Annotated in this window: 29 protein-coding genes; 15 read left to right on the top strand and 14 right to left on the bottom strand. The window is 65.0% G+C overall.

Annotation, left to right across the window (positions count from 1 at the left end; translation table 11 throughout):
* A complete protein-coding gene (locus tag B4400_RS09705) occupies positions 1 to 2,358 on the top strand; it encodes a penicillin acylase family protein (protein WP_078309791.1) in 2,358 nt (785 codons plus the stop codon).
* Here B4400_RS09705 and B4400_RS09700 read toward each other — a convergent pair.
* Genes B4400_RS09700 through glpX form a run of 3 tightly spaced genes read right to left on the bottom strand, consistent with a single transcriptional unit; the run spans position 2,355 to position 5,206 of the window.
* The gene (locus B4400_RS09700) at positions 2,355 to 2,699 is read right to left on the bottom strand and encodes a hypothetical protein (protein ID WP_286151188.1); all 345 of its coding nucleotides are present in this window, start codon (positions 2,697 to 2,699) and stop codon (positions 2,355 to 2,357) included. The genes B4400_RS09705 and B4400_RS09700 overlap by 4 nt on opposite strands.
* A 53-nt stretch (positions 2,700 to 2,752) precedes the next feature.
* On the bottom strand, positions 2,753 to 4,147 hold the full coding sequence (locus tag B4400_RS09695) for a class II fumarate hydratase (protein ID WP_078309788.1): 1,395 nt from the start codon (positions 4,145 to 4,147) through the stop codon (positions 2,753 to 2,755).
* 30 nt (positions 4,148 to 4,177) lie between these two features.
* The gene (gene glpX, locus B4400_RS09690; RefSeq protein WP_078309785.1) at positions 4,178 to 5,206 is read right to left on the bottom strand and encodes a class II fructose-bisphosphatase; all 1,029 of its coding nucleotides are present in this window, start codon (positions 5,204 to 5,206) and stop codon (positions 4,178 to 4,180) included.
* Positions 5,207 to 5,300: 94 nt separating this feature from the next.
* Between glpX and B4400_RS09685 the strand changes: the two genes are divergently transcribed.
* The gene (locus B4400_RS09685) at positions 5,301 to 5,873 is read left to right on the top strand and encodes a DUF4245 domain-containing protein (protein ID WP_078309962.1); all 573 of its coding nucleotides are present in this window, start codon (positions 5,301 to 5,303) and stop codon (positions 5,871 to 5,873) included.
* A gap of 4 nt (positions 5,874 to 5,877) precedes the next feature.
* On the opposite strand, the gene B4400_RS09680 is transcribed toward B4400_RS09685, so the two are convergent.
* The 4 genes from B4400_RS09680 to B4400_RS09665 are packed head-to-tail and all read right to left on the bottom strand — an operon-like array spanning position 5,878 to position 9,110.
* Positions 5,878 to 6,960 (bottom strand): D-TA family PLP-dependent enzyme, encoded by a 1,083-nt coding sequence (locus B4400_RS09680; protein WP_078309783.1) that lies wholly within the window; start codon positions 6,958 to 6,960, stop codon positions 5,878 to 5,880.
* Positions 6,961 to 6,989: 29 nt separating this feature from the next.
* Positions 6,990 to 7,184, bottom strand: coding sequence for an exodeoxyribonuclease VII small subunit (locus B4400_RS09675; RefSeq protein WP_078292881.1), 195 nt, complete (start codon positions 7,182 to 7,184; stop codon positions 6,990 to 6,992).
* Entirely contained in the window at positions 7,181 to 8,413 is a 1,233-nt protein-coding gene (xseA, locus tag B4400_RS09670) for an exodeoxyribonuclease VII large subunit (RefSeq protein ID WP_078309780.1), read from the bottom strand. Before xseA ends, B4400_RS09675 begins: the two co-directional genes overlap by 4 nt.
* On the bottom strand, positions 8,406 to 9,110 hold the full coding sequence (locus B4400_RS09665; RefSeq protein ID WP_078309778.1) for a lipid droplet-associated protein: 705 nt from the start codon (positions 9,108 to 9,110) through the stop codon (positions 8,406 to 8,408). The genes xseA and B4400_RS09665 overlap by 8 nt, the downstream gene beginning before the upstream one ends.
* Positions 9,111 to 9,170: 60 nt before the next feature.
* On the opposite strand from B4400_RS09665, the gene B4400_RS09660 reads away from it, so the two are divergent.
* A complete protein-coding gene (locus B4400_RS09660; protein ID WP_078292878.1) occupies positions 9,171 to 10,169 on the top strand; it encodes a 4-hydroxy-3-methylbut-2-enyl diphosphate reductase in 999 nt (332 codons plus the stop codon).
* On the opposite strand, the gene B4400_RS09655 is transcribed toward B4400_RS09660, so the two are convergent.
* From B4400_RS09655 to B4400_RS09645, 3 genes are all read right to left on the bottom strand, one after another.
* Complete coding sequence (locus B4400_RS09655; protein ID WP_212566642.1) at positions 10,170 to 11,105, bottom strand: DUF6542 domain-containing protein; 936 nt, start codon at positions 11,103 to 11,105, stop codon at positions 10,170 to 10,172.
* 62 nt (positions 11,106 to 11,167) lie between these two features.
* A complete protein-coding gene (locus B4400_RS09650; RefSeq protein ID WP_078309774.1) occupies positions 11,168 to 11,347 on the bottom strand; it encodes a YbdD/YjiX family protein in 180 nt (59 codons plus the stop codon).
* Positions 11,344 to 13,608, bottom strand: coding sequence for a carbon starvation CstA family protein (locus B4400_RS09645; protein WP_078309773.1), 2,265 nt, complete (start codon positions 13,606 to 13,608; stop codon positions 11,344 to 11,346). Before B4400_RS09645 ends, B4400_RS09650 begins: the two co-directional genes overlap by 4 nt.
* A 120-nt stretch (positions 13,609 to 13,728) precedes the next feature.
* Here B4400_RS09645 and B4400_RS09640 point away from each other — a divergent pair, with 120 nt between their 5' ends.
* The 4 genes from B4400_RS09640 to B4400_RS09625 all read left to right on the top strand — a co-directional run bounded on the left by B4400_RS09640 (position 13,729) and on the right by B4400_RS09625 (position 15,124).
* Positions 13,729 to 14,046, top strand: a complete 318-nt coding sequence (locus B4400_RS09640) for a hypothetical protein (RefSeq protein WP_078309771.1) — start codon at positions 13,729 to 13,731, stop codon at positions 14,044 to 14,046.
* Positions 14,047 to 14,082: 36 nt separating this feature from the next.
* Positions 14,083 to 14,304, top strand: a complete 222-nt coding sequence (locus B4400_RS09635; RefSeq protein ID WP_078309769.1) for a PspC domain-containing protein — start codon at positions 14,083 to 14,085, stop codon at positions 14,302 to 14,304.
* 121 nt (positions 14,305 to 14,425) lie between these two features.
* On the top strand, positions 14,426 to 14,758 hold the full coding sequence (locus B4400_RS09630) for a hypothetical protein (protein ID WP_078309765.1): 333 nt from the start codon (positions 14,426 to 14,428) through the stop codon (positions 14,756 to 14,758).
* Positions 14,759 to 14,824: 66 nt separating this feature from the next.
* Entirely contained in the window at positions 14,825 to 15,124 is a 300-nt protein-coding gene (locus tag B4400_RS09625; RefSeq protein WP_078309762.1) for a hypothetical protein, read from the top strand.
* A 13-nt stretch (positions 15,125 to 15,137) separates the two neighbouring features.
* On the opposite strand, the gene B4400_RS09620 is transcribed toward B4400_RS09625, so the two are convergent.
* Positions 15,138 to 15,524, bottom strand: coding sequence for a DUF488 domain-containing protein (locus B4400_RS09620; protein ID WP_078309760.1), 387 nt, complete (start codon positions 15,522 to 15,524; stop codon positions 15,138 to 15,140).
* A 3-nt stretch (positions 15,525 to 15,527) separates the two neighbouring features.
* Between B4400_RS09620 and ychF the strand changes: the two genes are divergently transcribed.
* Together ychF and B4400_RS25045 are read left to right on the top strand one after the other, a co-directional pair.
* Positions 15,528 to 16,601 (top strand): redox-regulated ATPase YchF, encoded by a 1,074-nt coding sequence (gene ychF, locus B4400_RS09615; protein WP_078309759.1) that lies wholly within the window; start codon positions 15,528 to 15,530, stop codon positions 16,599 to 16,601.
* A gap of 30 nt (positions 16,602 to 16,631) precedes the next feature.
* Entirely contained in the window at positions 16,632 to 17,000 is a 369-nt protein-coding gene (locus tag B4400_RS25045) for a CPCC family cysteine-rich protein (protein WP_078309757.1), read from the top strand.
* A gap of 541 nt (positions 17,001 to 17,541) precedes the next feature.
* Here the strand turns inward: B4400_RS25045 and B4400_RS09600 are convergent.
* A complete protein-coding gene (locus B4400_RS09600; RefSeq protein WP_078309755.1) occupies positions 17,542 to 17,922 on the bottom strand; it encodes a nuclear transport factor 2 family protein in 381 nt (126 codons plus the stop codon).
* Positions 17,923 to 18,040: 118 nt separating this feature from the next.
* Here B4400_RS09600 and B4400_RS09595 point away from each other — a divergent pair, with 118 nt between their 5' ends.
* Positions 18,041 to 18,439: a VOC family protein gene (locus B4400_RS09595; protein ID WP_078309752.1), complete on the top strand. Its 399-nt coding sequence runs from the start codon at positions 18,041 to 18,043 to the stop codon at positions 18,437 to 18,439.
* Between the two features lie 7 nt (positions 18,440 to 18,446).
* Here B4400_RS09595 and B4400_RS09590 read toward each other — a convergent pair whose 3' ends face one another.
* Together B4400_RS09590 and B4400_RS09585 are read right to left on the bottom strand one after the other, a co-directional pair.
* The gene (locus B4400_RS09590) at positions 18,447 to 18,812 is read right to left on the bottom strand and encodes a VOC family protein (RefSeq protein ID WP_078309750.1); all 366 of its coding nucleotides are present in this window, start codon (positions 18,810 to 18,812) and stop codon (positions 18,447 to 18,449) included.
* 80 nt (positions 18,813 to 18,892) lie between these two features.
* Positions 18,893 to 20,413 carry a multicopper oxidase family protein gene (locus B4400_RS09585; RefSeq protein ID WP_078309747.1) on the bottom strand — a complete coding sequence of 507 codons (1,521 nt, stop codon included), beginning with the start codon at positions 20,411 to 20,413 and terminating at the stop codon, positions 18,893 to 18,895.
* Positions 20,414 to 20,470: 57 nt separating this feature from the next.
* On the opposite strand from B4400_RS09585, the gene B4400_RS09580 reads away from it, so the two are divergent.
* The 5 genes from B4400_RS09580 (at position 20,471) to B4400_RS09560 (ending at position 24,248) form a co-directional block, all read left to right on the top strand.
* A complete protein-coding gene (locus B4400_RS09580) occupies positions 20,471 to 20,929 on the top strand; it encodes a hypothetical protein (protein ID WP_078309745.1) in 459 nt (152 codons plus the stop codon).
* Complete coding sequence (locus B4400_RS09575; protein ID WP_078309743.1) at positions 20,926 to 21,300, top strand: hypothetical protein; 375 nt, start codon at positions 20,926 to 20,928, stop codon at positions 21,298 to 21,300. The genes B4400_RS09580 and B4400_RS09575 overlap by 4 nt, the downstream gene beginning before the upstream one ends.
* Positions 21,301 to 21,367: 67 nt before the next feature.
* On the top strand, positions 21,368 to 21,790 hold the full coding sequence (gene lpqS, locus B4400_RS09570) for a putative copper homeostasis (lipo)protein LpqS (protein WP_139361339.1): 423 nt from the start codon (positions 21,368 to 21,370) through the stop codon (positions 21,788 to 21,790).
* 167 nt (positions 21,791 to 21,957) lie between these two features.
* Positions 21,958 to 22,983 carry a PLP-dependent cysteine synthase family protein gene (locus B4400_RS09565; RefSeq protein ID WP_078309950.1) on the top strand — a complete coding sequence of 342 codons (1,026 nt, stop codon included), beginning with the start codon at positions 21,958 to 21,960 and terminating at the stop codon, positions 22,981 to 22,983.
* The gene (locus B4400_RS09560; RefSeq protein ID WP_078309741.1) at positions 22,935 to 24,248 is read left to right on the top strand and encodes an MFS transporter; all 1,314 of its coding nucleotides are present in this window, start codon (positions 22,935 to 22,937) and stop codon (positions 24,246 to 24,248) included. Before B4400_RS09565 ends, B4400_RS09560 begins: the two co-directional genes overlap by 49 nt.
* Positions 24,249 to 24,254: the final 6 nt, after the last annotated feature.

The raw sequence follows: 24,254 nt of genomic DNA, 5'->3' as shown, positions 1-24,254 counted from the left end.
GTGCGCCTCGTCGCTTTGGCGTTGATCACGGCACTGCTTGTCGGACCTGCCAGCGTCGTGCTTCCCGCCCCGCAGCGCTATTCGGCGACGATCAGCCGAGACGAACGGGGTGTCCCACATGTCAGCGCCGATGATTGGGGCTCACTGGGTTACGGCACCGGCTACGCATTCGGTGAGGATCGTGCCTGCACCCTGATCGACCAGATTGTGAAGGTGCGCGGTGAGCGCAGTAAGTGGCTCGGGCCGGGCGCCAACAATCGGAACGTCGATATGGACTTCGGCTACCGCCACCTGAAACTGTGGGAGAACGCGCCCAAGCGCTGGGCCAACCAGCCGGCCAGGGTGCGCGAACTGGTCGACGGTTACGTCGCGGGGTTCAACGAGTCATTGTCGATCAACGGCGTGAACGGTGGCTGGTGCGATGGCGCCGGGTGGGTAGCGCCGATCACCGCGCAGGACCTGTACGCGCATTTCTCCGATGTCGTGATGACGGTGTCCAGCGTCTCCATGATCACCGAAATCGGCAGGGCACAACCGCCTTCAGGTGCATCCGCACCCCGCCCTGGCGCATTGCCCGCTCCGCCGCGGATGGGTAGCAACGGATGGGCCCTGGGCTCGGATCGTTCCAGCACCGGCGGCGGGCTGTTGTTGGCCAACCCGCACTACCCGTGGACGGGTGAGAACCGTCTCTGGGAGGCGCACCAGAGCATTCCCGGACAGCTCAACGTCTACGGTGTCGGATTGTCCGGAATGCCTTTGGTGCAACTCGGATTCACCGATGCGGTGGCCTGGACGGCCACCGTGGCGGCCGGGCGCCGCTTCGCGCTGTACCGCTACGACCTGGATCCGTCGGACCCCACCGCCTACTACATCGATGGCCGGCGCCAGGTGATGACGCCCGACCCCATCACCATTGACGTGGCCGGTGAGCACGGCATCGCGCCGATGAGCCGCACCCTCTACTCCACCAACCACGGGCCGGTGGCCGATGTGGACACCGTGGGCTGGACACGGGCCCAGGCCGTCGCGATGGCCGATGCCAACGCCGACACCAACACCACGTTGTCGCAATACCTGGGCATGGCCACCGCAGGTTCTATGGACGAGTTCCAGGATGTGTTCCGGGCTAATCGCGGTGTGCCATGGATGAATACCGTCTCGACGAGCGCTGACGGACGCGCCTGGATCGTCGATAGCTCGGCGACTCCCAACCTGTCCCAGGAAGCCCTTGCCGCATGGGCGAGCGACCGCGAGAAGCCGGGGCTGATCAGGGACGCGTATCGCTCCGCGGGAATGATGGTGCTCGACGGGTCCCGGTCGCTCTTCGACTGGGCCGACGATGAGAATGCCGCCGCTCCCGGGCTCATCGGATATGACCACATGCCGCAGCTGGAGCGGCGCGATTACGTCTTCAACGCCAATGACAGTATGTGGCTTGCGAATCCCGATCAGCTGCTTACCGGCTATCAGCCCCAGCAGGGTGGCGAGGGGTGGATGCTGTCACCCCGGACCAAGACCAACGCGCGGCTGCTCGCCGGCAACAGTGGCAAGTGGTCCGTCGACGACGTGAGTGCCGCGTTGTTCAGCGATCGCGCGATCCTTGCCGATCAACTGCGCGTACCGCTGGTACGGGCATGCATGGCGGCCAAGGTGGTCGATGGCGTCGACCTGGGGCCCGCCTGCTCCGCGCTGGCCGGCTGGGACGGCACGTTCACCAAGACCGCGCGCGGTGCCGTCGTGTTCCGGGAATGGCTTTCCCGGTTTACCCCGGCGGAGCGCAAAGACCGGGGCAGGTTGTTCGCGGACGGATTCGATCCGGCCAAGCCCGTTGATTCGCCCTCGGTTCCGGCGGCCGATGTCAAGCCCTGGCTCACGGAACTGGCTGCCGCCGTGCGCCTTCTGCAGCGCGCCGGTATCCCCGTCGATGCGCCATTGGGGGATGTGCAACGCGAAGTGCACACCGGCCGTCTGTTGCCGATCGGTGGTGGAACAGATATCGAGGGAGCCGCCAATATCGTGGATTGCTGCTCCTGGGGCACCAGCTCTGAACCGCAACCCAATCCCGGGGACCGACTGGAACCGGGTACGGAGTTGCGTGCCATCCCGAGTCCCTCGGGGGTGTTCAACGGCTATCCCATCCAAGAGGGGGACAGCTTCATCATGGCATTGCAGTACGGCCCCGATGGGCCGGATGCGAAAGGCCTTCTGGTCTACGGAAACCCGGACGATTCGAAGAACCCCGCGTACTACGCGGGGGCCCAGGCCTTCAGCGCCGAGCAGCTGCGCCCGTTGGCCTTCACCGCCGGTGACGTCGCCACGGAGGCGGTGTCCACGGTGACCATATCGCGGCCGCGCTAGGCCTTTTCGGAGTCGGATTCCTCGGAGGCCGCGAACCACAGCGCCAGCGCCAACAGTGCTGCCGTCACCAACAGGCCGACACCTTCGAGCAATCCCAAGGCCTGGCCCTGGTGATGGTTGGTGTCCACCAGGTGGCTCACGGTGTGCAGTACCCAATGCCCGGTGGCGATGGCCAGCGCCGGTACCCGCCACGACGGCCATCTCACCGAGGCCAGCAGCGCCAGCCCCAACGGGATTGCGAACGAACCAAAGTCGAACAGGTAGTGATCGTTTCGCACACCGAATGCACCGAGTGTGTCGAAGAACGACTGCGGAGCCACGATCGCCCATGCCCCCGTCACCGCCTGGTAGATACCGGCGATGACGAGGGTCAGTCGGACGAACCGGGCCTTAATTAGTCTTTCACCTTTGCCATGGCGAGCACGTCCAGGCGTTTGTCCAGCTCCTCGATGCTCAGCTTGTCGCCGATCAGGCCGCGGTCGATGACGGTCTGGCGAATCGTCTTGCGCTGCTTGAGTGCTTCCTTGGCCACGGCCGCCGCTTCCTCGTAGCCGATGGCCGAGTTCAGCGGGGTGACGATCGACGGTGAGGACTCCGCCAGCGTCCGCAGGTGATCCTCGTTGGCGATCAGGCCGTCGACGCACTTGTCGACGAAGAGGCGAGACACGTTGGCCAGCAGTGTGAACGACTCCAGCAGGTTGCGGGCCATCACCGGGATGTACACGTTGAGCTCGAAGGCGCCGGACAGCCCGCCCACGGTGATAGCGGCGTCGTTACCGATCACCTGTGCGGCCACCTGGGTGACCGCCTCGGGCAGCACCGGGTTCACCTTGCCGGGCATGATCGAGCTGCCAGGCTGCAGGTCGGGCAGCTGGATCTCGCCGAGACCGGTCAGCGGGCCCGAACCCATCCAGCGAATGTCGTTGGCGATCTTGGTCAGCGAGGTCGCGATGGTCTTCAGTGCGCCGGAAGCCTCGACCAGTCCGTCACGCGCGGCCTGCGCCTCGAACGAATCCGTGGCCGTCTTCAGCTCCGAGAGGCCAGTCGACTTCTTCAGTACCTCAACAACTTTCGAACCGAAGCCGTCGGGGGCGTTCAGGCCCGTGCCGACGGCGGTGCCACCGATGGGCAGCTCACCCAGGCGGGGCAGGGTGGCCTTGACCCGCTCGACGCCGGCCTCGATCTGGCGGGCGTAACCGCCGAACTCCTGGCCGAGGGTCACCGGCACCGCATCCATGAGGTGGGTGCGGCCGGACTTCACCACGGTCTTCCAGGCCTTGGCCTTGGTGGCCAGCGCCTGCTGCAGGTACTCCAGCGCCGGAACCAGGTCGCGCGCAGCGGCTTCGGTCGCGGCCAGGTGGGTGGCCGTCGGGAAGGTGTCGTTGGAGGACTGCGACATGTTCACATCGTCGTTCGGGTGCACCGTGACGCCATTGTTGGCGGCGATCGAGGCGATCACCTCGTTGGCGTTCATGTTCGAGCTGGTGCCCGAACCGGTCTGGAACACGTCGATGGGGAACTGGTCGTCATGCTTGCCGTCGGCGATTTCCTGTGCCGCAGCGATAATCGCGTCGGCCTTCTCCGGCGCGAGCAGGCCCAGGTCCTTGTTGACCTGGGCGCAGGCGCCCTTCAGCAGGCCGAGCGCACGGATCTGTGTGCGCTCCAGGCCACGCCCCGAGATGGGGAAGTTTTCGACGGCGCGTTGTGTCTGCGCGCGCCACAGTGCTTCCACGGGCACGCGAACCTCGCCCATGGTGTCGTGCTCGATGCGGTACTGCTGCTCGGACATGGATACCTTCCGTCGTCGATGAGGGAGTGATCAGGGGAGAGGATGGGTGGCGTCGTCGTCGCCGGTGAAGTCGACCGCGGAGTATTCGCGGAGCTTGGTGAGGCGGTGGTAGGCCTCGATCATCCGGACGGTGCCGGACTTGGAACGCATCACGATGGACTGTGTGGTGCAGCCGCCGCCGAAGTATCGGACGCCCTGCAGCAGATCGCCGTCGGTGACGCCGGTCGCGCAGAAGAAGACGTTCTCGCCGGAGACCAGGTCTTCGGTGGTGAGGATCTGATCCAGGTCGTAGCCGGCGTCGATGGCCTTCTGGCGTTCCTCGTCGTCGCGCGGGGCGAGCTTGCCGTGGATGGCGCCACCCATGCAGCGCATGGCGGCGGCGGCGATGATGCCCTCGGGGGTGCCGCCGATGCCGAGCAACATGTCGGTGCCCGAGTTCGGGCGGGCCGTCGAGATGGCACCGGCCACGTCGCCATCGGAAATCAGGCGGATGCGGGCGCCGGTCTCGCGGACGTTCTGGATGAGCTCGCCGTGGCGGGGCCGGTCCAGGATGCACACGGTGATGTCGGAGACCGAACAGTTGCGCACCTTGGCGACGCGCTTGATGTTTTCCGAAACCGGCGCGGTGATGTCGATGACATCCGCGGCGTCGGGGCCGACGGCGATCTTCTCCATGTAGAAGACGGCCGACGGATCGAACATGGTGCCGCGTTCGGAGACCGCGAGTACCGAGATCGCGTTCGGCATGCCCTTGCTCATCAGGGTGGTGCCGTCCACCGGATCTACCGCGAAATCACAGTCCGGTCCGTCGCCATTGCCGACGTCTTCGCCGTTGTAGAGCATCGGGGCGTTGTCCTTCTCGCCCTCGCCGATGACGACCACACCGCGCATGGAAACGGAGTTGACCAGCTCACGCATGGCGTCGACGGCGGCGCCGTCGCCCTTTTCCTTTTCACCGCGGCCGACCCATCGACCCGCGGCCATGGCACCCGCCTCGGTGACTCTGACCAGCTCTAATGCCAGGTTGCGGTCCGGGGCTTCTCTGCGCGACGGGCTCATGAGTTGTGATTCTTTCATGCGCGCCTGCAAGGATGGGGGCGTGGGAGGTGCACCAGATCCGGACCAAGATTCGGGACCCGACGATCGCATCGCCGTGCCTGCACCCCGGCCCGCCAAGCCGCGGCTGTTCCAGGATGGCCGCGACATGTTCTGGTCGATGGCTCCGCTGGTGGTCGCATGCATCGTGCTGGCCGGCTTGTTGGGAATGTGCTCCTTCACTCCCAACGGTCCGACAGCCGGTGACCCGCCCTCCTATGACGCGCACGCCGCGCTGCAGGCCGATGCCCGGCAGTTCTCGTTCCCGGTTCGGGAGCCGCTGCTGCCCGAGGGCTGGCGGGCGAATTCCGGGGGGCGAGACAGTGTCGAGGGAGTTCCGCTGACCAGGGTGGGATACCTGAGTCCGTCGGGTGCGTACATGGCGGTGGTGCAAAGCGGCGCCGCCGAGGAGAAGCTCGTACCGAAGCTGGACAGTGCACTCGTGCCGCGCGGACCCGAGGATGTGGACGGTGTGCGTTGGATCGCGTACGAGGGCGGTGAAGGTACCGAACCGCTGTGGGTCACCCGGCTGGACAACAAGGTGACCGTCGCCGTCACCGGGGCCGGTAACACCGAGGCCTTCCAGACCGTCGCGCGTGCGGTACAGACGGCCAAGCCGCTGTCGCGCTGATCGGCTAGGTGTTGGTGCCGCGTGCGGCCACTGCCCAGTGCCGCGGGCCGTCCGCCGTATCAATGACCAGCGAGTCGACCAGGTTCACCGCGTTGCATAGATGATTCGGCGCAATCCGCAGGCGGGTGCCGGGAGATGGTGCGGCGCTGGGGAACTCAATGGTCGCGTGGTGCTCGGACAGTGCCACGATGCGGGCATCAGGATCGTCGATCAGGCGTCCGAAACCAGTGGCCCAACCCGGCCGGTCGGCGCCCAGGATCTTGCTGCCCGCATCCACGATCGCGGTCCTGCCCCGGGTGTGCACCACGGTGGTGACGGCGCTGAGCGCGATGTCACCGAGCGTGCAGACGTCCAACTCGAACTGCTGTGCGTCGTTGAACGGGTAGACGCCGGGCCTCACCTCGGTCAGCACTGTGTTATCGGCGGAGTCGACGGTGGGGGTGGAGCCGCCGCTGCGCACCGAAGGTTCGATTCCCTCTGCGCGCAGGCTGCCGGCGGCCGCGTCCAGTGCATGTGATTCCTGCGCGGCGACTTCCGCACGTTGTCCCGGGGTGTAGCCGTGTCCCGGAAATGTGAAGACACCCACGACGTTCAGCCCGGCCGAGCGCGCCGCTGCCGCCACCGCACCGGCTTCGGCCGGGGCTACCCCGGTGCGGTGATGTCCGGAATCGATCTCTACGACAACGGTGATGGGCAGGTCGCCCAGGTGCTCGGCCAACTGCCGGGCACCCACAACGGAATCCACCGCCACCCGGAGCTGCGCGCGGGTGGCGACCTGGCGCAGCCGATGTGCCTTCTGCGGGGTGAGCCACAGCGGGTAGGCGATGAACAGGTCGGTGAATCCCGCCTCGGCGAAGACCTCGGCCTCGCCGATCGTGGCGACGGTCAGGCCAATCGCTCCACTGTCGATCTGGCGCTGCGCGATTTCCACGCATTTGTGGCTTTTGGCATGTGGCCGCAGCTGGACCCCAGTGTCGCGGAGGCGTCCGGCGAGCCGTTCGATATTGCGGTCCATCACTGCCAAATCGACAGCCAGGAAAGGAGTGTCGAGACTGTCCAGTCCGTCGTGTGCCGTCGTGTCAGACATGACGTGACACTAACGGAGGCCGGTGCAGGTCAGGAATCCAACGCGTCTTCGATGCGCTTACGGGCGCCTGCCAGGTGCTCCTCGCAGCGTTTGGCCAGTGCCTCACCGCGCTCCCAGAGGGCCAGCGACGTGTCCAGATCCAGCCCGCCCTGTTCGAGCTGCTGCACGACGTCGATCAGCTCGGCGCGCGCCTGCTCGTAGCCGAGCTCGGCGGGGTTGGTCATGACGGTTCTCCTGTCACGGTCGCGGTCACGGCACCATCGGAAACGCGCACACGCAGCGATGCCCCGGCGGGCGCGTCGGCCACCGTGCGCAGAACCTCCACGGTGCCATCGTCGCGTACGCGTTGCACCACCGAATACCCGCGGGCCAGAGTGGCGGCCGGTCCCAGCGTGGCCAGCTGTGCAGACAGGTGGCCTACCCGTTGGGTTTCGGATTCCACCAGCCGCTTCATATCGCGGCGCAATGCTGTTCGGGCAATGCTGATTTCGTCGTGGCGCGCCGTCACCATGCGGAGCGGGTCGGCCAGCACCGGTCGGCTGCGCACCTGGTCCAATCCGCGCTGCTCGCGCTGTACCCAGTTGCGTAACGCTTGGGCCGAACGTCGCCGCAAGTCCAGGATCAGCGCCTGCTCGGCGGCCGCATCGGGCACCAGCTTTTTGGCCGCATCGGTGGGTGTTGCCGCGCGCAGGTCTGCCACCAGATCGGACAACGGGTTGTCTGGCTCATGCCCCACGGCGCTCACCACCGGGGTGCGGCAAGCCGAAATCGCGCGGCACAGCGTCTCATCGGAGAACGGCAGCAGATCCTCCACGCTGCCACCGCCGCGGGCCAGCACGATCACATCCACCGACGGGTCGGCGTCCAGGGCTTGCAGCGCCGCCACGATTTCGGCCACCGCGTGGGGGCCCTGTACCGGGGTGTTGCGGACCTCGAATTGCACTGCGGGCCAACGTGCCAAGGCCACGGAGGTCACATCGTGCTCGGCGGCGCTCGCGCGGCCAGTGATCAGCCCGATGCGGGCAGGCAGAAACGGAACCGGGCGCTTCAACCGGGCATCGAACAATCCCTCGGCGGCCAGTAGCTGACGCAGCCGCTCGATCCGGGCCAGCAGCTCACCGATGCCTACAGCACGAATCTCGCTGAGCCGCAACGAGAAAGATCCACGAACCGTGTAGAAAGTGGGCTTACCGCACACCACCACTTGGGTGCCTTCGGTCAGCTTTACCGGCGCGTTGCGCACCATGTCGGGTGGGCATGTCACGGTCAGCGACATGTCGGCGGCCGGGTCGCGCAGCACCATGAACACGGTCTTGCTGCCGGGCCGGACGTCGATCTGCGTCAGCTGACCTTCCACCCACACCTGGCCCAGGCGGTCGATCCACTTGGCTACCCGGGTGGCGACAGCCCGGACCGGCCAGGGGTTTTCGGGGCTGGTACCCGGATCAGCCACGGGCTGCGGCGCGGGTGATCCTGTTCGCGAGCAGGGTCTGATACGGCGCCCGTGCCTTGTGCGCGTCTTCGTAGGTCAGCAGCTCTTCGAGCTCGCTCACCGACAACGACTGCAACCGCGCCCGCAGCTGAGCCAGCGTCAGGTCGTGGTAGCCCAGCTCGACGACGACGTCGGGGGCGTTCGGATCCGCGGGTTCGGCGGGCGCCGCCGGTGCCGCCTTTTTGGCTGGGGCCTTCTTCGCGGCGGCCTTCTTCACGGGCGTCTTGCGCGGTGCGGCCTCAGTGATCTCCGGCTCGGTCTCGGCCGGCGGCGCCGCCGCGGGTTCGGCAGCCGTCGGCGCCGTGGGCTCCGAGGAGTACAGCGCAAACCGCCCCTGCGTCATCCGCTCGGCAGCGTCCTCGTAGACGGCGTTGGCCTGCGTCTCGTCGGGTTCGGGTGCGTCGAGCTCGTCCAGATCCTCGTCGAACGTTGCCCACTCCGGCTGCTCGTCGGTGGGCGGGAAGATGTTTTCCCAGGTCTCGTCGCCCTTGATAGCCAATTCCGTGACCGTCTGCTGGAACCGCATGAAGTTCTGCACGGTCTGGCTGGCGGCCGTCATGGGATAGGTCAGTACCGCCTGCGGCAGCTTGCGGGTCTCTTCGAGAACGGTAGCGGCGACCCCAAGAAGCAACCGGACGCCGAACGGAGGACGAATCATGGGTCCAAGCTTGCCTTACATCGGTCGTGCAGCGAAAGGCTGGGCCGTAAGCTGGTGAGCATGGCTGCAGTCGATATGGGCACTCCGGGGATGGTGAGCGCCGTCGTCGGCCCGGCGACGAGCAAGCGAGTGCTGCTGGCTGAGCCGCGCGGTTACTGCGCGGGTGTCGATCGTGCGGTCGAGACCGTGGAGCGTGCGCTGGAGAAACACGGCGCCCCCGTCTACGTCCGTCACGAGATCGTGCACAACCGCTACGTGGTGGACACGCTGGCCAAGGCCGGGGCGATCTTCGTCGACGAGACCGACCAGGTCCCCGAGGGAGCCATCGTGGTGTTCTCCGCTCACGGGGTGGCTCCGACCGTCCACGTGGACGCCGCGGCGCGCAACCTGAAGACCATCGACGCCACCTGCCCGCTGGTCACCAAGGTGCATCAGGAGGCCAAGCGTTTCGCGCGCGACGACTACGACATTCTGCTCATCGGTCACGAGGGGCATGAGGAGGTCGTCGGCACCGCCGGTGAGGCTCCCGATCACGTGCAGTTGGTCGACGGTCCCGGCTCGGTGGACAAGGTCACCGTGCGTGACGAGAACAAGGTCATTTGGCTGTCCCAGACGACGCTGAGCGTGGACGAGACCATGGAGACGGTCCAGCGCCTGCGCGAGCGATTCCCGACGCTGCAGGACCCGCCGAGCGACGATATCTGCTACGCCACCCAGAACCGCCAGGTCGCGGTGAAGGCGATGGCTCCCGAATGTGAGCTCGTGATCGTTGTCGGTTCGCGCAACTCGTCGAACTCGGTGCGCCTGGTGGAGGTTGCCCTCGGCGCGGGTTCGCACGCCTCGTACCTGGTTGATTACGCCGAAGACATCGACCCGGCCTGGCTTCAGGATGTGACGACGGTCGGGGTCACCTCGGGTGCTTCAGTACCGGAAGTACTGGTGCGCGGCGTTCTGGATCGGCTCGCGGAGTACGGCTACGGCGAGGTGCAGCCGGTCACCACGGCCAATGAAACGCTGGTGTTCTCGCTGCCGCGAGAGCTGCGGGCGGCACGTCGCTAGCTAGCGGTCGTAGTCCCAGGCGTCGTCGTATCGGTCCTGACGACGCCGTGGCGCTGCCGGGCGTTCGTCTCGGTACCTGACCGCCGGGCGGTGCGGTTCGCGTGTGGGTTCCGCCAGAGGCTCCCGGTAGCGGGGCCGCGGTTCGTATCCGTACTCGTCATATTCGTCGCGGGCCCGACGCGCGGGACGGCGTTCGGTCCGCATCGGGCGCTCGTCCTCCCACGGTGTGCCCACCGCCGACGTCCGCCGTGAGACGGGCTCGGAATCGAGTGGGGGACGGCGACGGACTCCAGATTCATGCCGTCCGTGGCGTGTGCGTGTGGCGGCCTCGTCAGTGCGGGGGCGGCGGGTCCGCGCGGTACTTCCCGCGGCCCTACCGGTTGCGTCGGCGTCGGCATCCACCAGCGCCTGCACCCGCGTCCGCGCGGAAGACCTCGCCTTGGTGGTCTTGGTGGTCTTCGTCCTGGCGGGCTTGGCCGCCTTTTCCTTGGCGGGCCTGCCGGTGAAAATCCCCCAGTACCAGCGCACCACCCCGATGATCAGCACGCCCAGCGCCGTGCTGATCATCAATGGAAAACGTTCGATCAGCGGGTACCCGATGGTGATCGCCGTCGACTTTCCGCCGGATAGTGGCGCCTGCGACATGACCATGTAGGCCAGGGGAATGCTCGCGAACAGGATGAGCGGGGGCTGCACGACGGCGGTGAAAATCGATGAGTACCGCACCGCGAAAACCGCCACGACACATCCCGCCGCGTAGCATCCGGCAAACGCGCCGGTCAGCTTCTCGCCATTGGTCATCGCGTCAATCGCAAAACCAAGAGCGGTACCAGCGACCGCGATCAGGATGGCACCCCACCATGGCACACCCGGAATATCGGGGTGCGCCGACCGGTGATCGGCTTCCACCGATGAGCGGGCGCGTTGACCTGTCACATGTTGAAAGGTACCGGTGCCGAGCCGGATGTTCGGTAACGGTGCCCGTCAGCGCGCTTGTGTCAGCAGCATCGCGCAGCGGGATTCGCGTCGGCGTCGGCGTATCGCGCGCGCCAGAATTCGGCTTCGGTGGGCACCGGATTGCCTGGATGGCGGCGCTGCAGGTGCTCGACGTACCGCTGGTAGTCGTGGTCACCCATGAGTGAGGTGAACCACCACACCAGCCCCTTGATCACCTTCATGTCCGGGTCGCGGCCAGTTCACGCGCTGCCCATTGTTTTTCGACTTCCTTTTCCACATCGGTGGGCAGGACGCCGCTGGGTGCGAAGAGCCTGGAAGGCACTGCCGGATCTTCGGTCGTGGGCAGACCTCCAGACCGAAGCGCGCGTAGACATGTCCAGGCGCCGGCCGAAACGACGACCAGCACCAACGAAGCGAAGACAACCGACAACGTCCCCTGGATCAACGTGTTGCGAATCACGGCGTCGATGGCTTCGGGCGTCTTGGCGGTCTTGAACGTCGTCAAACCCGCGTCGCGGGCCGCCGCGTAGAGCCGGTGCTGTGTGAAGTACCCCACGGCCGGGTCCGAGGAGAAGATCTTCTGCCAGGACGCGGTCATGGTGACGATCAGGTCCCAGGCCAGCGGGATGCCCGGAATCCACGCCCATGTGTAGAGCCGCTGTTTGACGGTGACCGTGAGCACCACCGTCAGCGCGATCGCGGCCAGCAGCTGGTTCGCGATGCCGAACAGCGGGAACAGGGTGTTGATACCGCCCAGAGGGTCCGTGACACCCATCAGCAGGATCGAACCCCAGCCACCGACGACGATCGCCGAGCAGATCCACGCCCCGGCACGCCAGGAGGCGTCCTTGAAGCGGCGCAGCGGCCCACCCAGGTTCCCCAGGGAGTCGGACAACATGAACCGGGCGACCCGGGTACCGGCGTCGACGGTGGTGAGGATGAACAGTGCCTCGAACATGATCGCGAAGTGGTACCAGAACGCCTTGAAACCGCTGCCGCCGAATACATCCGACATGACGTGTGAGATTCCGATGGCCAGGGTGGGGGCACCGCCCGTGCGCGAGACGATCGATGTCTCGCCGATGTCCTTGGCGGTTTGGGTCAGCTGCGCGCCGGTGATGTCTGGCCCGCCGATCGGCAGCGCGTTGACGTAGGCCGCCGCTGTCTCCGCGGTACCGCCGGTTGCCGCGGTAGGGGCATTGATCGCAAAGTACAAGTGCTGATTGAGGATCGCCGCGGTGACCAATGCCATGACGGCGACGAAGGACTCCGTGAGCATGCCGCCGTATCCGATGAAGCGGGCCTGGCTCTCCTTCTGCAGCAGCTTGGGAGTGGTACCGGAGGCGATCAGTGAGTGAAAGCCCGACAGCGCCCCGCAGGCGATGGTGATGAACAGGAAGGGGAACAGCGATCCGGCGAAGGCCGGTCCCGAACTGTTGAAGGCGAACTGGCTGACCGCCGGTAGTTGCGCCACCGGCCGGGCGATCAGGATGCCGACGGCCAGCATCGCGATGGTCCCGACCTTCATGAAGGTTGACAGGTAGTCGCGGGGAGCGAGGAGCAGCCACACCGGCAGCACCGACGCGGCGAATCCGTAGAACATCATCAGCCAGGCGATGGTGGTCTTGTCGAGGCTGAACAGTGTTTCGCCCCAGCCCGATTCGGCGACCCAGCGGCCCGAGATGATGGCGGCGAGCAGGAGTGCCACACCGATGACGGTGACCTCGGTGACCTTCCCGGGTCGCAGATAGCGCAGGTACACACCCATGAACAGTGCGATGGGAATCGTCATCGCGATCGAGAACACACCCCACGGGCTTTCGCCGAGGGCGTTGACCACGACCAGGCCCAGCACCGCGATCAGGATGATCATGATGACGAAAATCGCCACCATCGCCGCCACTCCGCCGACGGTTCCCATCTCGTCGCGGGCCATCTGGCCCAGACTGCGACCGCCGCGCCGGGTCGAGATCACCAGCACCAGGTAGTCCTGAACAGCCCCGGCCAGAACGACGCCGACCACGATCCAGATGATTCCGGGCAGATACCCCATCTGGGCGGCTAGCACCGGACCCACCAAGGGGCCGGCCCCGGCGATGGCGGCGAAGTGGTGACCGAACAGCACCCGCCGGTCGGTGGGGACGAAGTCCTTACCGTTGTCGAGTGCCTCCGCGGGGGTGGCGCGGTCATCGCGCGGTCTGACCAGTTTGCGTTCAATCAGCTTGGCGTAGAACCGGTAGGCGATCAGGTACGTGCAGATCGCGGCGACCACGAACCACACCGCGTTGACGTGCTCCCCACGCAACAGCGCGATCATCGTCCAGGCGAAGGCTCCCAGCAGTGCCACCAGTACCAGCACCACACGCGCTGTGGGCGAGGGCGCCCGGTTGTCGACGACGCCGACGGGCGGGAGGTCGGGGTCGGTGCGCAGCAGCTCGACGCCGGGTGGGGGAGTCAGATCTTGCGCCGCATCAGTGGCCATGCGCGTTACCTTAGGTGCCCGCTGTGGCGCCCTGTCGTACATCGAGTGTCTGCTCAAGTTCAGGGATAGATCGGGGCGATCCCTGATGTGGCTCGTGATCTTGATTCATAGCGTTGGGGTATGACCAAAACAGTGTGGTTTACAAAGGCTTTGGGTGCCATCGTGGTGTTCCCGATTGCGGCGGTGGCACTGTCGGCCGTTGCGCATGCGCGTCCGCAGGACTATGGCGACCCCGAGACTGTGATCAGTTCCCTTGAAGAACAAGGAAATTACGTCATGCTGAACCGAACGGGTACTTGGCCATTGGAGGATTGCGTGGTGACCGGAGTGCGGCAGGGCACTTCCGTGTACCGAGAGGAGCATCCTGTCGGCGCTCACCGCAAGTCGGTTCAGAAGACGCTGGATCACGGAACCTATTACGTGGACCTGAAATGCTGAGTCGCGAAGACCAGGAAAAGATCAGGGACTTCCCCGATGCGCCACGGTGTTTCGGTGGCCTACCGTGATGACATGACTACTGCACTGCGACGTCCCCAGGCCGGGAAGATGATCGGCGGGGTGTGCGCGGCAATCGCCCAGCGCTTCGGATGGGACGTGACCATCGTCCGGGTGCTCACGGTCGCGTCGATCCTGCTCCCAGGGCCACAGGTCCTGGCCTACCTGGTGTTGTGGGCCCTCATTCCGCGGGAGCAGTGAGCCCGACAGCGGGCGTTAAGTTAATTTTTCGTAACCACCGGGTGTATAGATCTCGGCACAGGGGCAAATCGTGAGCTAGTGTGCGGGCATGCGGCCATACGATTACCCCCTAAGGGTTACCGTGCTGGTCCTTGTCGCCGCAGTGCTGTGCTTCGTGGGGGTCAACCCTGGAAGCGTCGTAGGTCAGCCAGGATCGGGGGCCACGGCACACGCCCTCGATGAAGATGGGGCGAATGCCTCGCCGGCGCACGAGCCCCAGGTCGATGCCTTCGCGCAGGTCGTACAGATCGCCAAGATGTGCCGGGGTATCCCCGCGGGGGCGATGCTCGTGGTGCTGGCGTTCGTGGTGGTCTTCTTGCTGTTCACGGCGACACGTGGATCGCCTGGGTCGCAACGAATTATCGCTCGAGGTGGCCGGGTGCTGCTACTCAAAGGCTGTGTGAATCGGTGCTGACGGGGTCGGCTAACCCGACCTCATATCAGTCATGCCGCGATATCGCGGTTCTACACAGGAGCATCCATGATTTCTCGTTTTGCGGTATCCGCGCTGGCTGTCGCAGCGACACTTCTCACCGCGCCGACGGCGCACGCTGGCCCCGATGGGGAGAGCGCCGCCGACGTGATCGCCGACCTGGAGTCACGCGGCAACATCGTGGTGGTCAACCGCGTAGGTAGCGGTCCCATGGCCGACTGCAAGGCGACCGCCGTCCGTCCTGGTCGGCTATTGGCGCCCGGGGCGTCGATCAATGCGCCGGGAGCCAGCTGGGGTGGCTCCATCCTGTCGAATCACCGGGTCATGCACGTCGACATCGCCTGCTGAGATCGGCCACTGACTAACCACTAAGGAATTCCAGCAGCACGATCGCGTGATTGTGCTCTGGATCCTTTGCGGCGTAGAGCAGCGTGACGGTGCCGTGTTCGCGTTCAAGCTCATGCGCGGTCTCCACCGCCGGGTTGGCGGCCAGCTCGGCGCGGTACTCGTCGGCGTAGGTGCCCCAATCCTCGGCGGGGGCGTGATGCCAGCGGACCCGCAGGTCGGGGTTCGGTGCGATGTCCTTGAACCAGAGGTCGACCTGCGCGGCGGCCTTGCTCACGCCGCGCGGCCACAGCCGGTCGACCAGCACGCGATAACCGTCCGACGGGTCGGGAGTCTCGTAGATCCGCTTGGTGGAAAAGGTCACCTGAGCATTCTTATCTGCGGGGGTCCGTAGACTCACCATCTCGTGAGCCTGAACTTGGGAATCGTTGGTCTGCCGAACGTCGGAAAGTCGACGCTGTTCAACGCGCTAACGCGCAACAACGTGCTGGCGGCCAACTACCCGTTTGCGACCATCGAACCGAACGAGGGCGTGGTGCCGCTGCCGGACCCGCGCCTGGACAAGCTGGCGGAGGTATTCGGCTCGGCGCGGACGCTGCCCGCGACCGTCACGTTGGTGGACATCGCCGGAATCGTCAAGGGTGCCTCGGAAGGGGCGGGGCTGGGGAACAAGTTCCTGGCCAACATTCGCGAATGCGATGCCATCTGTCAGGTGGTGCGGGTGTTCGCCGATGACGATGTCGTCCACGTCGATGGCCGGGTGGATCCGGCCGCCGATATCGAGGTGATCGAGACCGAGCTGATTCTCGCCGACATGCAGACGCTAGAGAAGGCGGTGCCGCGGCTGGAGAAGGAAGCCAAGACCAAGAAGGAACGTCAGCCGCTTGCCGATGCCGCCAAGGCCGCGCAAGAGGTGCTCGACAGCGGCAAGACGCTGTTCTCCACGGGACAGGACTGGTCGGTGGTGCGCGAGCTGAACCTGATGACCACCAAGCCCTTCCTGTACGTGTTCAACGCCGACGAGTCCGTGCTCGGTGATGAGGCGCGGGTCGCTCAGCTGCGGCAGCTGGTGGCCCCGGCCGACGCGGTGTTCCTGGATGCGAAGATCGAGTCCGAGCTGCAGGAGCTGGACGAGGAGTCCGCTGCCGAGCTGCTGGAGTCGATCGGGCAGAGCGAACGGGGCCTGGATGCGTTGGCGCATGCGGGTTTCCACACGCTCAAGCTGCAGACGTACCTGACCGCCGGGCCAAAAGAGGCGCGGGCGTGGACGATTCACCAGGGCGACACCGCGCCGAAGGCTGCCGGTGTCATCCACACCGACTTCGAGAAGGGCTTCATCAAGGCCGAGGTGGTGTCTTACGAGGATCTCGTCGAGGCCGGCTCGATGGCCGCGGCGAAGGCTGCGGGGAAGGTCCGCATGGAAGGCAAGGAGTACGTCATGGTCGATGGCGACGTAGTGGAGTTCCGCTTCAACGTCTAGGAGCAAGGGCAAAGTAGTAGGCATCCATCGGTGTATCCCTGCGTGTGCTGCGGCCACCTGACGGCTTCGGGACCGCCGGGCAACTACGAGATCTGTCCGATCTGTTTCTGGGAAGACGATGCCGTTCAGCTTCGTTGGCCAGCCATCAGCGGCGGCGCGAACACGGTGTCGCTGGTCGAGGGGCAAGCGAACTATCGCGAGTTTGGTTCGTGCGAATCCCGATTGATCCGGCACGTGCGCCTGCCGCGGGATGACGAAGAGATCGAGGCCGGGTGGCGGCCAATAGACGAGGAGCGTGACCGTTTCGAGGCTTGGGAAGCCGAGCCGAGGCCAGATTGGCCTGACGACATGACCGTCCTCTACTGGTGGCGGCCTACCTGGTGGAAACTCGTTCGATAAAGTTCGACGTGGTCGGTTTCGGCTTTAATGTCTGATCACTGAACACGCTCCGTCGGCGGTAGGTCCCAGGTCGACATTTCAGCGGGAGGTGTGGGGCGATGCCGCGACGTCGTGAACTTCGGGACGTTTGCCGAGGGATCGCGACCAGTTTCAGCAGCCGGAACAACGATATCGCTGGCTGGTGGGGGATTGGCGTGCTTTGCCGCACGCCTGGGACACCCGGTATCAACCTAGATTTGTGCGCCGATTTCGATGGTGATCCGTTGGTCCGTAAGTACGGCGGACAGTTAGTCCGGCAATTGCAGGCTCGACGCATCCCGAGCGATTGGGTAGTGGCCGCTGGGATATCCGTGCGGTTCGAACCGGATCCGACGGCAGTCCGTATGTGGCGATATACGGTGACGGTGGAGATCCGTGATGACTTGGACCATGTCTGGTCCTATCACGCCAATGGGCAATGCTGGCCTCACAGTTGGCTTCGCGAGATGAGGTCGACTCGTCGATGAGCGGCGACGTGGTGGAGTTCCGCCTCAACGTCTGATCACCCGATGGGTTCAACCCACTGAGGGCGGGATGGCCCCGCTTCGAAGGGCTCGCCGAAGTACTGCGTTTCGCGCACGACCTCGCCGTCGTCGAACTCCATGATGCTCACCACATGGAAGGGTTTCGCGTCGTAGGTCGTGACGAGCTCGCTGACCCATAGATCGCCGCCACCGGTGATTCGTCGCACCGTGAACCGTTTCTTGTCCGGTTGCGCTTCGCGCGAGGCTTGAATGTTGGCGCGGCCCCGGATTCGCTCACCGGACTGTGGGTACTCGAGAACCGCATCACGTCGGTAGAGACGATGTTCTGTATCGAAGTCGTTCGCGTCGGAGGCTGCCCAGTGGGCTTCGAGCGCGCTTCGCAGATCCATGTCGTTCATGGCGACCTTTCTTCGATCAGATGCTTCCAGTGTCCCGGACTTGTCGGGGTGCGCACCTAGCATCTGGCTCAGCGCGCAATCCGCCGAGCGTCGGCGGCATCCCCAGGAAGGTCTGCCCATGAGATTCGTTTCGACGCGGATCATCACAGCCGATGTCGATCGGTTAGTCACGTTCTACGAGATGGTCACCGAAGCAGAGGCGGTCTGGGGGAACGAACTCTTCGCGGAGATTCCGACTCCAGTCGGCACGCTGGCGATCGGCAGCGAGAAAACCGTTCCGCTGTTCGGGCAAGGATCTGCTGAGCCGGCGGCCAACCGCACAGCCATTCTGGAGTTCATCGTGGATGACGTGGACGCCGAATATGCCAGGCTTCGTCAGCAGCTCACCGAGGTGGTCACCGAGCCGACAACAATGCCGTGGGGGAATCGCGCCTTGCTGTTCCGGGACCCCGACGGGAATCTCGTCAATCTGTTCACCCCGGTCAGCGACGCGGCGCGCGCCAAGTTCGGAGTATGACCTGCCGTCAGTCGTAGAACTGGACGAGGCGGAACTCATTCCCCTCAGGATCGAACATGACGAGCACAACCCCCTCGTCATGGTCATGACGATCGCCCGACCAGGATCCACCCAAGCGCTCGACATCAGCGCGCGCGACAACGATGTCATTGACCTCAACATCGAGATGTAGGCGCACCTTCGAGGTCTTCGCCTCCGGCACACGCTGAAAGGTAAGCCGCGGTTGATCGCCGGTGCGTGTGCCTAGCGTCGCCCAATCCGGGTCATCACCATGCTCGGTGGAGGGTGTGAGCTCGAGCAGCGCGCCCCAGAACGACGAGAGCCGCGCGGGGTTCGCGCAGTCGATCGTTAGCCCCATCCAGCGATTCGTCACCAGCTCATTGTTAACCGACCAACCGGAGTTGTCGCTTATAGCCGGGCACGTCGTGGTGTGTCGGGAATCTCCTGCGTGCGTTAGTCCTGTACGTAGGACACGACCGCCATCATTCCTGCTTCGCCGTGATAGATGTTGTGGCAGTGGGTAAGCCACTGCCCGGGATTGTCGGCGTCGAAGTCGACCTCGACGGTCTTCATGGGAGCCACGAGGACCGTGTCCTTCCGGGCGCGGAAGGCCCCCTTCGCATCCCGGACCGAGAAGGTGTGTCCATGTAGGTGCATGGGATGGAACATCATCGAGTCGTTGATGAAACGCAGACGTACCCGTTGCCCCTCGCGCACCGGCAGCCCGTCGCGCGGGTCGTAGGTCTTGCCGTTGATGGTCCACGTGTACTTACCGACGGGACCGGCCAACCGCACATCGTGAATGACGTCCGCGTTGCGCTGGCTCAGTTGAACTTCGGGGGTAGCGCTGAGCGTCGCGGTGTCCAGTGGCACCTGGGACATCATCAGCATCGCGGCATCTTCGGCGCGCCCGCGCACCGGAGTATCGCCCGAACGCAGAATCAATTGTGCGAAGCCATTTTTCCCCTCGGGCACGGCCACTAGCGGCACTGAGGAACCCGGCATGGTAACGACGGCATCGACCCGCTCGCCCATGGTGACCAGGACGGTGTCGGCCTGGTAGGGCTGCACCGGGAAGCCGTCGGTGTGCGTGACCGTCATCGGCACGCCGGGAATGCTGACCCGGAACGCCGTGTCGCCGCCGGCGTTGACGATGCGCAGCCGCACCCGCTGTCCGGCGCGATAGGTGACGGTCTGCGGATCGGCGGCCACCCGCCCGTTGATCAGATAGTGGGGGTACTTCACATCGCCGGCGTCCATACCCAGTGGCGCGGTCGGGTCCATTCCCATGCCACCCATGGAGTGATCCATCGGGGGCATGCCCTTGGCACGCAATCCTTCGAGCACTTGGTCGGGATCGGTGCCGGTACCGTCGATCCAGTCATCGAGCGCCACCACCAACTCCTCGTCGTATTCGGTGCGCTCGTCGGGGTCTTCGATGATCAGCGGTGCATACAGTCCGCGATCGATTTGCGTACCGACATGGGGGTGGAACCAGTACGTCCCCGCGTGGGGCACTGCGAACTCGTAGTCGAACACCCCCGTCGGCGGGATCTCCGGCTGGGTGAGGCCGGGCACACCGTCCATGTCGTTGCGCAGGGCGAGCCCGTGCCAATGCACTGTGGTGGGCGCCGGGAGGTTGTTGACAGTTTGCATGCGGAGGATTTCGCCCTTGCGGACGCGGATCTCCTGACCGGGTACCCGTCCTCCGTATGCCCATGTTGATACTCGGGTTCCGGCAAGGTCAATCTGGGCGGGTCCGGCATTCAGGGCGAATTGTCTGACCGGAGCCCCCTGGCTCCGCCGGGCAGCTTCCACTGCGCCGACTCGGGCCGAATCAGGGTTAATGCGTTGCGCTATGGCGGCCGCGGGCGAGTTCTTGGTGCAGGACGCGAGAAATCCTGCCGCGGCAACTGTCATACCCAGACGGAGGAGTCCGCGGCGGTCAAGCAGTGGTGAATTGCTCGTTGTCATGACGTCATATATACCCCGTAGGGGTATATAAAGGCAATTGCGTGCTACGGTCACGATGTGTTGCCGTCCGATGGCGAACTGCAACCGGTGCGGCGAAGCTGCGTCGTGTCGGCTGTTTCTTGCGCGGGCATCGACGTGCTGAGTCGTCGCCAGTCGAGACGGCGATGGATTGCACTGCTCGCCGCGGGCGTGATCGCTGCCCTCCCAGTTCTGCACTGCACGGTGATGGCCGACGCCGCGCCCCCGGTCGTCTCACATCATTCCGCTGCTGCTGTGCCCGGCTCAGTTGAGGACGTAGGGCAGCGCATGGGGCGGGCAGCCGTGAACTTCTCTAGCCAGATCTTTGACGTGATCGCCGGAAAGATCCGATCCGGCGGTGCATTCCGAATGCTCTGGGCGGCGGCGCTGATCGTGCCCCTGTTCTTGTCGCTGCACCTTGTGCGGGTGGCTGTCACGCGCACGCCACCGCGCCGACGTGCGTCTTCGGCGATGGGGAGTGGTCGGGACTGTCAGTGAAGACTCGCCACACCGATGTGGCGCAGACGTTGGGAATCGTTATGTACGGACGCCTCATCTTCCACCGCCTCGGCGGCCTCTGTATGGCCGCGGCCGCTGCTGGTGCTCTCCTCGCTGTTGGTGCTCCGCATGCCGACGCGGGTCCCAAAGACCTTGGGAATGCCGACCTCGTCATCACCTCCCTGAAGGCCAGGGGTGACAGGGTCGTCATCAATCGTCGCGGCAGTGCGCCACTGGCCGAATGTGTCGCGACCTCCGTGCGTGAGGGGCGGTCGGAGTATCGCTGGCAGCGCGTACGTTCGGCCGATCCCACGAGTCCGCTCGTTCAGGTACTGGACTATCGGGTCATGCATGTCAACGTGGACTGCTGAGCACAGGTAGGTAGCGATCAGGTCACATACCCCATGAGGGTATGTAAAATCGTGCTAACCTCGCGTCATGCTGACCGGAGTGCGCCGCACGAGTCGCCGTGGGCGGCTGTGGCTGGTCGCAGTCCTGGTCGCCATGGTCGCGAGCCTGCCGGTCTTGCACTGTGTTTCCGCCGGTCACGGTGGCGGTGAGGCGCCGCACCATCAGGCAACGCATGCCGCACTCCAGGGGCACGGGCCGTCGGCTACCCATGCACACCTCGACAACGCGGTCCATGAGATGGCATGTCAGACCGCGGACGGGCTGGTTGCACTGGCCAGGGGTCTCAATCCACTGCGGATTCTCTTCGTGCTGGCTGCGTTTGCTCTCGCCATGCTGGTGTTCCAGCCCGTGGCCGCCCAACTCTCGCGCGGTCCGCCACTTGCCGTTGGCTATCACGGGGCCCGAACGGGCCGCGACATTCTCACCAAGCTCTGCGTCATTCGGCGCTGATCGGCACCTCGGGTAAAGCGGAGTTCCGCCATGCCCACACGCCGTCATCAGCTTCCCGGCCGCGCCGTGCGGCCCCCACGCAGGGATTCTCCATGAACAACAGCATTGCTCTGTCATCTCGTCGTAGCTGCACACACTTAGGACCGAAGTTCCACGACCCCAACACGCTGGTGGGCAACACCCCGGTGCTGTGGGTATCGGAGCCGTTCGCGACGCCGGGCACCGGCTTCTGGGCCAAGCTCGAAGGACATAACCCCAACGGCATGAAAGACCGGCCCGCGCTGCACATGATCGAACAGGCCAGGGCGCGCGGAGAACTCAAGCCCGGTGCCATGATCGTCGAATCAACCAGCGGAACACTGGGCCTGGGACTGGCCCTAGCCGGAATCATTTACCGACACCCGGTCACCCTCGTCACCGATCCGGGTCTGGAGCCCATCGTGAGCAGCATGCTGACGGCCTATGGTGCGCGGGTGGTCACCGTGACCGAGCCGCATCCGATAGGGGGCTGGCAGCAGGCACGTAAGGATCGTGTCGCCGAAATACTTGCCGCCGAAACGGATTCGTGGTGCCCCGATCAATACCAGAACCCCGACAACGTGGACGCCTATCGCGGGCTCGCTGAAGAGTTGATCGATCAGCTCGGAACCGTGGACACCCTGGTCTGCTCGGTGGGAACCGGTGGGCACTCCTCAGGTGTGGGACGTGTACTGCGGGAACATAATCCAAACCTACGACTGGTCGGTGTCGACACTATCGGCTCCACGATATTCGGGCAGCCGGCCAGCTCGCGGCTGATGCGCGGCCTCGGATCGAGCATCTACCCGGGCAATGTCGATTACACCGCATTCGACGAAGCTCATTGGGTCGCACCGAATGAGGCCGTGTGGGCGGCCCGCACCCTGGCCTCCACCTACCATGCCAGCGGTGGATGGAGCGTCGGGGCGGTGGCATTGGTCGCGGGGTGGGTAGCGCGAACGTCGGCGCCCGAATCGCGCGTCGCCGCCATCTTCCCCGACGGCCCGATGCGCTACCACGGCACCATTTACGATGACGATTACTGCCGTGACCACGACCTGTTGGATCGCCCACCGGCGCAGGATCCCGATGTGATCGACGATCCGTCGGATCGGGTGGTAGACCGATGGACCAGGCTGACCCATGTGATCGACCCGATAGGACGCCCCGCGTGATCGAGACCTTCCGGCAGTTCCGGTCTTTCGATCGCCCCAGCCAGATCCTGATGGTGAACCAATTCGCCATCAACGTGGGCTTCTACATGCTGATGCCGTACCTCGCCGGATACCTTGCCGGGCCATTGGGTTTGGCGGCGTGGATGGTCGGGCTGGTGCTGGGCGTCCGGAACTTCTCCCAACAAGGCATGTTTCTGGTCGGCGGCACCCTGGCCGACAGATTCGGATACAAGCCACTGATTGTGGCCGGATGTCTGTTGCGCACTGCCGGATTCCTGATGCTGGCCTTCGTCGGCTCTCTACCGGCGATATTGATCGCCTCGGCGGCAACGGGTTTCGCGGGTGCCCTCTTCAATCCTGCGGTGCGCGCCTACCTGGCGGCGGATTCGGGGGAGCGCCGGGTGGAGGCGTTCGCGGTCTTCAACGTCTTCTACCAGGCGGGAATCCTCTTCGGGCCGATCGTCGGTCTGGCATTGACGGCGTGGGATTTTCGGATCACGTGCGCCGTCGCCGCAGCGGTTTTCGCGGTGCTGACGGTGATCCAATTGATGGCGCTGCCGCCGAACCGCGTCGAGCAGGATGCGGACAGACAGCCCGTACTCGCCGACTGGCGCTCGGTGGTGTCCAACAAGGCCTTTCTGTTGTTCTCCGGCGCCATGATCGGCTCGTACGTGCTGACATTCCAGGTGTACCTGGCGTTGCCGTTCCAGGCGGCGCTGCTGACCAGCGACAAGAAATCCGAAACGGTTTTGGTGACAGGCATCTTCGTGGTTTCCGGACTGGTGGCTATCGCCGGGCAAGTGCGGCTCACCGGGTGGTTGTCCGCGCGGTTCGGCCCCAGTCGCAGCCTGGTGCTCGGGATGCTGGTCATCGCGGCAGCCTTTGTGCCGCTGATACTGCTCCCCACGGGGGCAGTGGCCGGATCAGTCCCGGCGATCGCTGCGCTGCTGCTGGCGGCGGCCCTGCTGGCCGTGGGCACTATCGCGACCTTCCCGTTCGAGATGGACACCGTCGTCAGGTTGGCGCGTCACCGGCTAGTTGCCACTCACTACGGGCTGTACAACACGATCGTCGGTGTCGGCATTCTGGCGGGGAATCTGCTGACCGGATCGATATTCGGCTACAGCCAGCAGCACGGTACGCCTGCCTTGCTGTGGGTATCGCTTACCGGTATTGGGCTGGTGTGTGCCGCGGCATTGTTCGCATTGCGGCGGTCGGGGCTCCTCGACCGCGGCAGCGAAGTGGCGCCGGCTGCCAGTGCCTGAGTAGTT

This window comes from Mycobacterium sp. D16Q13 (assembly GCF_002013375.1).
In the GTDB taxonomy this organism is placed as follows: domain Bacteria; phylum Actinomycetota; class Actinomycetes; order Mycobacteriales; family Mycobacteriaceae; genus Mycobacterium.
The sequence above is the reverse complement of the archived record's forward strand: the minus strand, read 5'-3'. Positions and strand labels throughout refer to the sequence as shown.

Excerpts from the sequence above, each read along its gene's own strand:
- glpX (WP_078309785.1), bottom strand. The coding sequence starts at position 5,206 with ATGAGCCCGTCGCGCAGAGAAGCCCCGGACCGCAACCTGGCATTAGAG.
- B4400_RS09680 (WP_078309783.1), bottom strand. The coding sequence starts at position 6,960 with ATGTCTGACACGACGGCACACGACGGACTGGACAGTCTCGACACTCCT.
- B4400_RS09640 (WP_078309771.1), top strand. The coding sequence starts at position 13,729 with ATGACCAAAACAGTGTGGTTTACAAAGGCTTTGGGTGCCATCGTGGTG.
- B4400_RS09635 (WP_078309769.1), top strand. The coding sequence starts at position 14,083 with ATGCGCCACGGTGTTTCGGTGGCCTACCGTGATGACATGACTACTGCA.
- B4400_RS09650 (WP_078309774.1), bottom strand. The coding sequence starts at position 11,347 with ATGAAGGTGATCAAGGGGCTGGTGTGGTGGTTCACCTCACTCATGGGT.
- B4400_RS09585 (WP_078309747.1), bottom strand. The coding sequence starts at position 20,413 with ATGACAACGAGCAATTCACCACTGCTTGACCGCCGCGGACTCCTCCGT.
- B4400_RS09660 (WP_078292878.1), top strand. The coding sequence starts at position 9,171 with ATGGCTGCAGTCGATATGGGCACTCCGGGGATGGTGAGCGCCGTCGTC.
- B4400_RS09645 (WP_078309773.1), bottom strand. The coding sequence starts at position 13,608 with ATGGCCACTGATGCGGCGCAAGATCTGACTCCCCCACCCGGCGTCGAG.
- B4400_RS09595 (WP_078309752.1), top strand. The coding sequence starts at position 18,041 with ATGAGATTCGTTTCGACGCGGATCATCACAGCCGATGTCGATCGGTTA.
- B4400_RS09675 (WP_078292881.1), bottom strand. The coding sequence starts at position 7,184 with ATGACCAACCCCGCCGAGCTCGGCTACGAGCAGGCGCGCGCCGAGCTG.
- B4400_RS09625 (WP_078309762.1), top strand. The coding sequence starts at position 14,825 with ATGATTTCTCGTTTTGCGGTATCCGCGCTGGCTGTCGCAGCGACACTT.
- B4400_RS09665 (WP_078309778.1), bottom strand. The coding sequence starts at position 9,110 with ATGATTCGTCCTCCGTTCGGCGTCCGGTTGCTTCTTGGGGTCGCCGCT.
- B4400_RS09560 (WP_078309741.1), top strand. The coding sequence starts at position 22,935 with ATGGACCAGGCTGACCCATGTGATCGACCCGATAGGACGCCCCGCGTG.
- lpqS (WP_139361339.1), top strand. The coding sequence starts at position 21,368 with ATGCTGACCGGAGTGCGCCGCACGAGTCGCCGTGGGCGGCTGTGGCTG.
- B4400_RS09695 (WP_078309788.1), bottom strand. The coding sequence starts at position 4,147 with ATGTCCGAGCAGCAGTACCGCATCGAGCACGACACCATGGGCGAGGTT.
- B4400_RS09620 (WP_078309760.1), bottom strand. The coding sequence starts at position 15,524 with ATGGTGAGTCTACGGACCCCCGCAGATAAGAATGCTCAGGTGACCTTT.
- B4400_RS09600 (WP_078309755.1), bottom strand. The coding sequence starts at position 17,922 with ATGAACGACATGGATCTGCGAAGCGCGCTCGAAGCCCACTGGGCAGCC.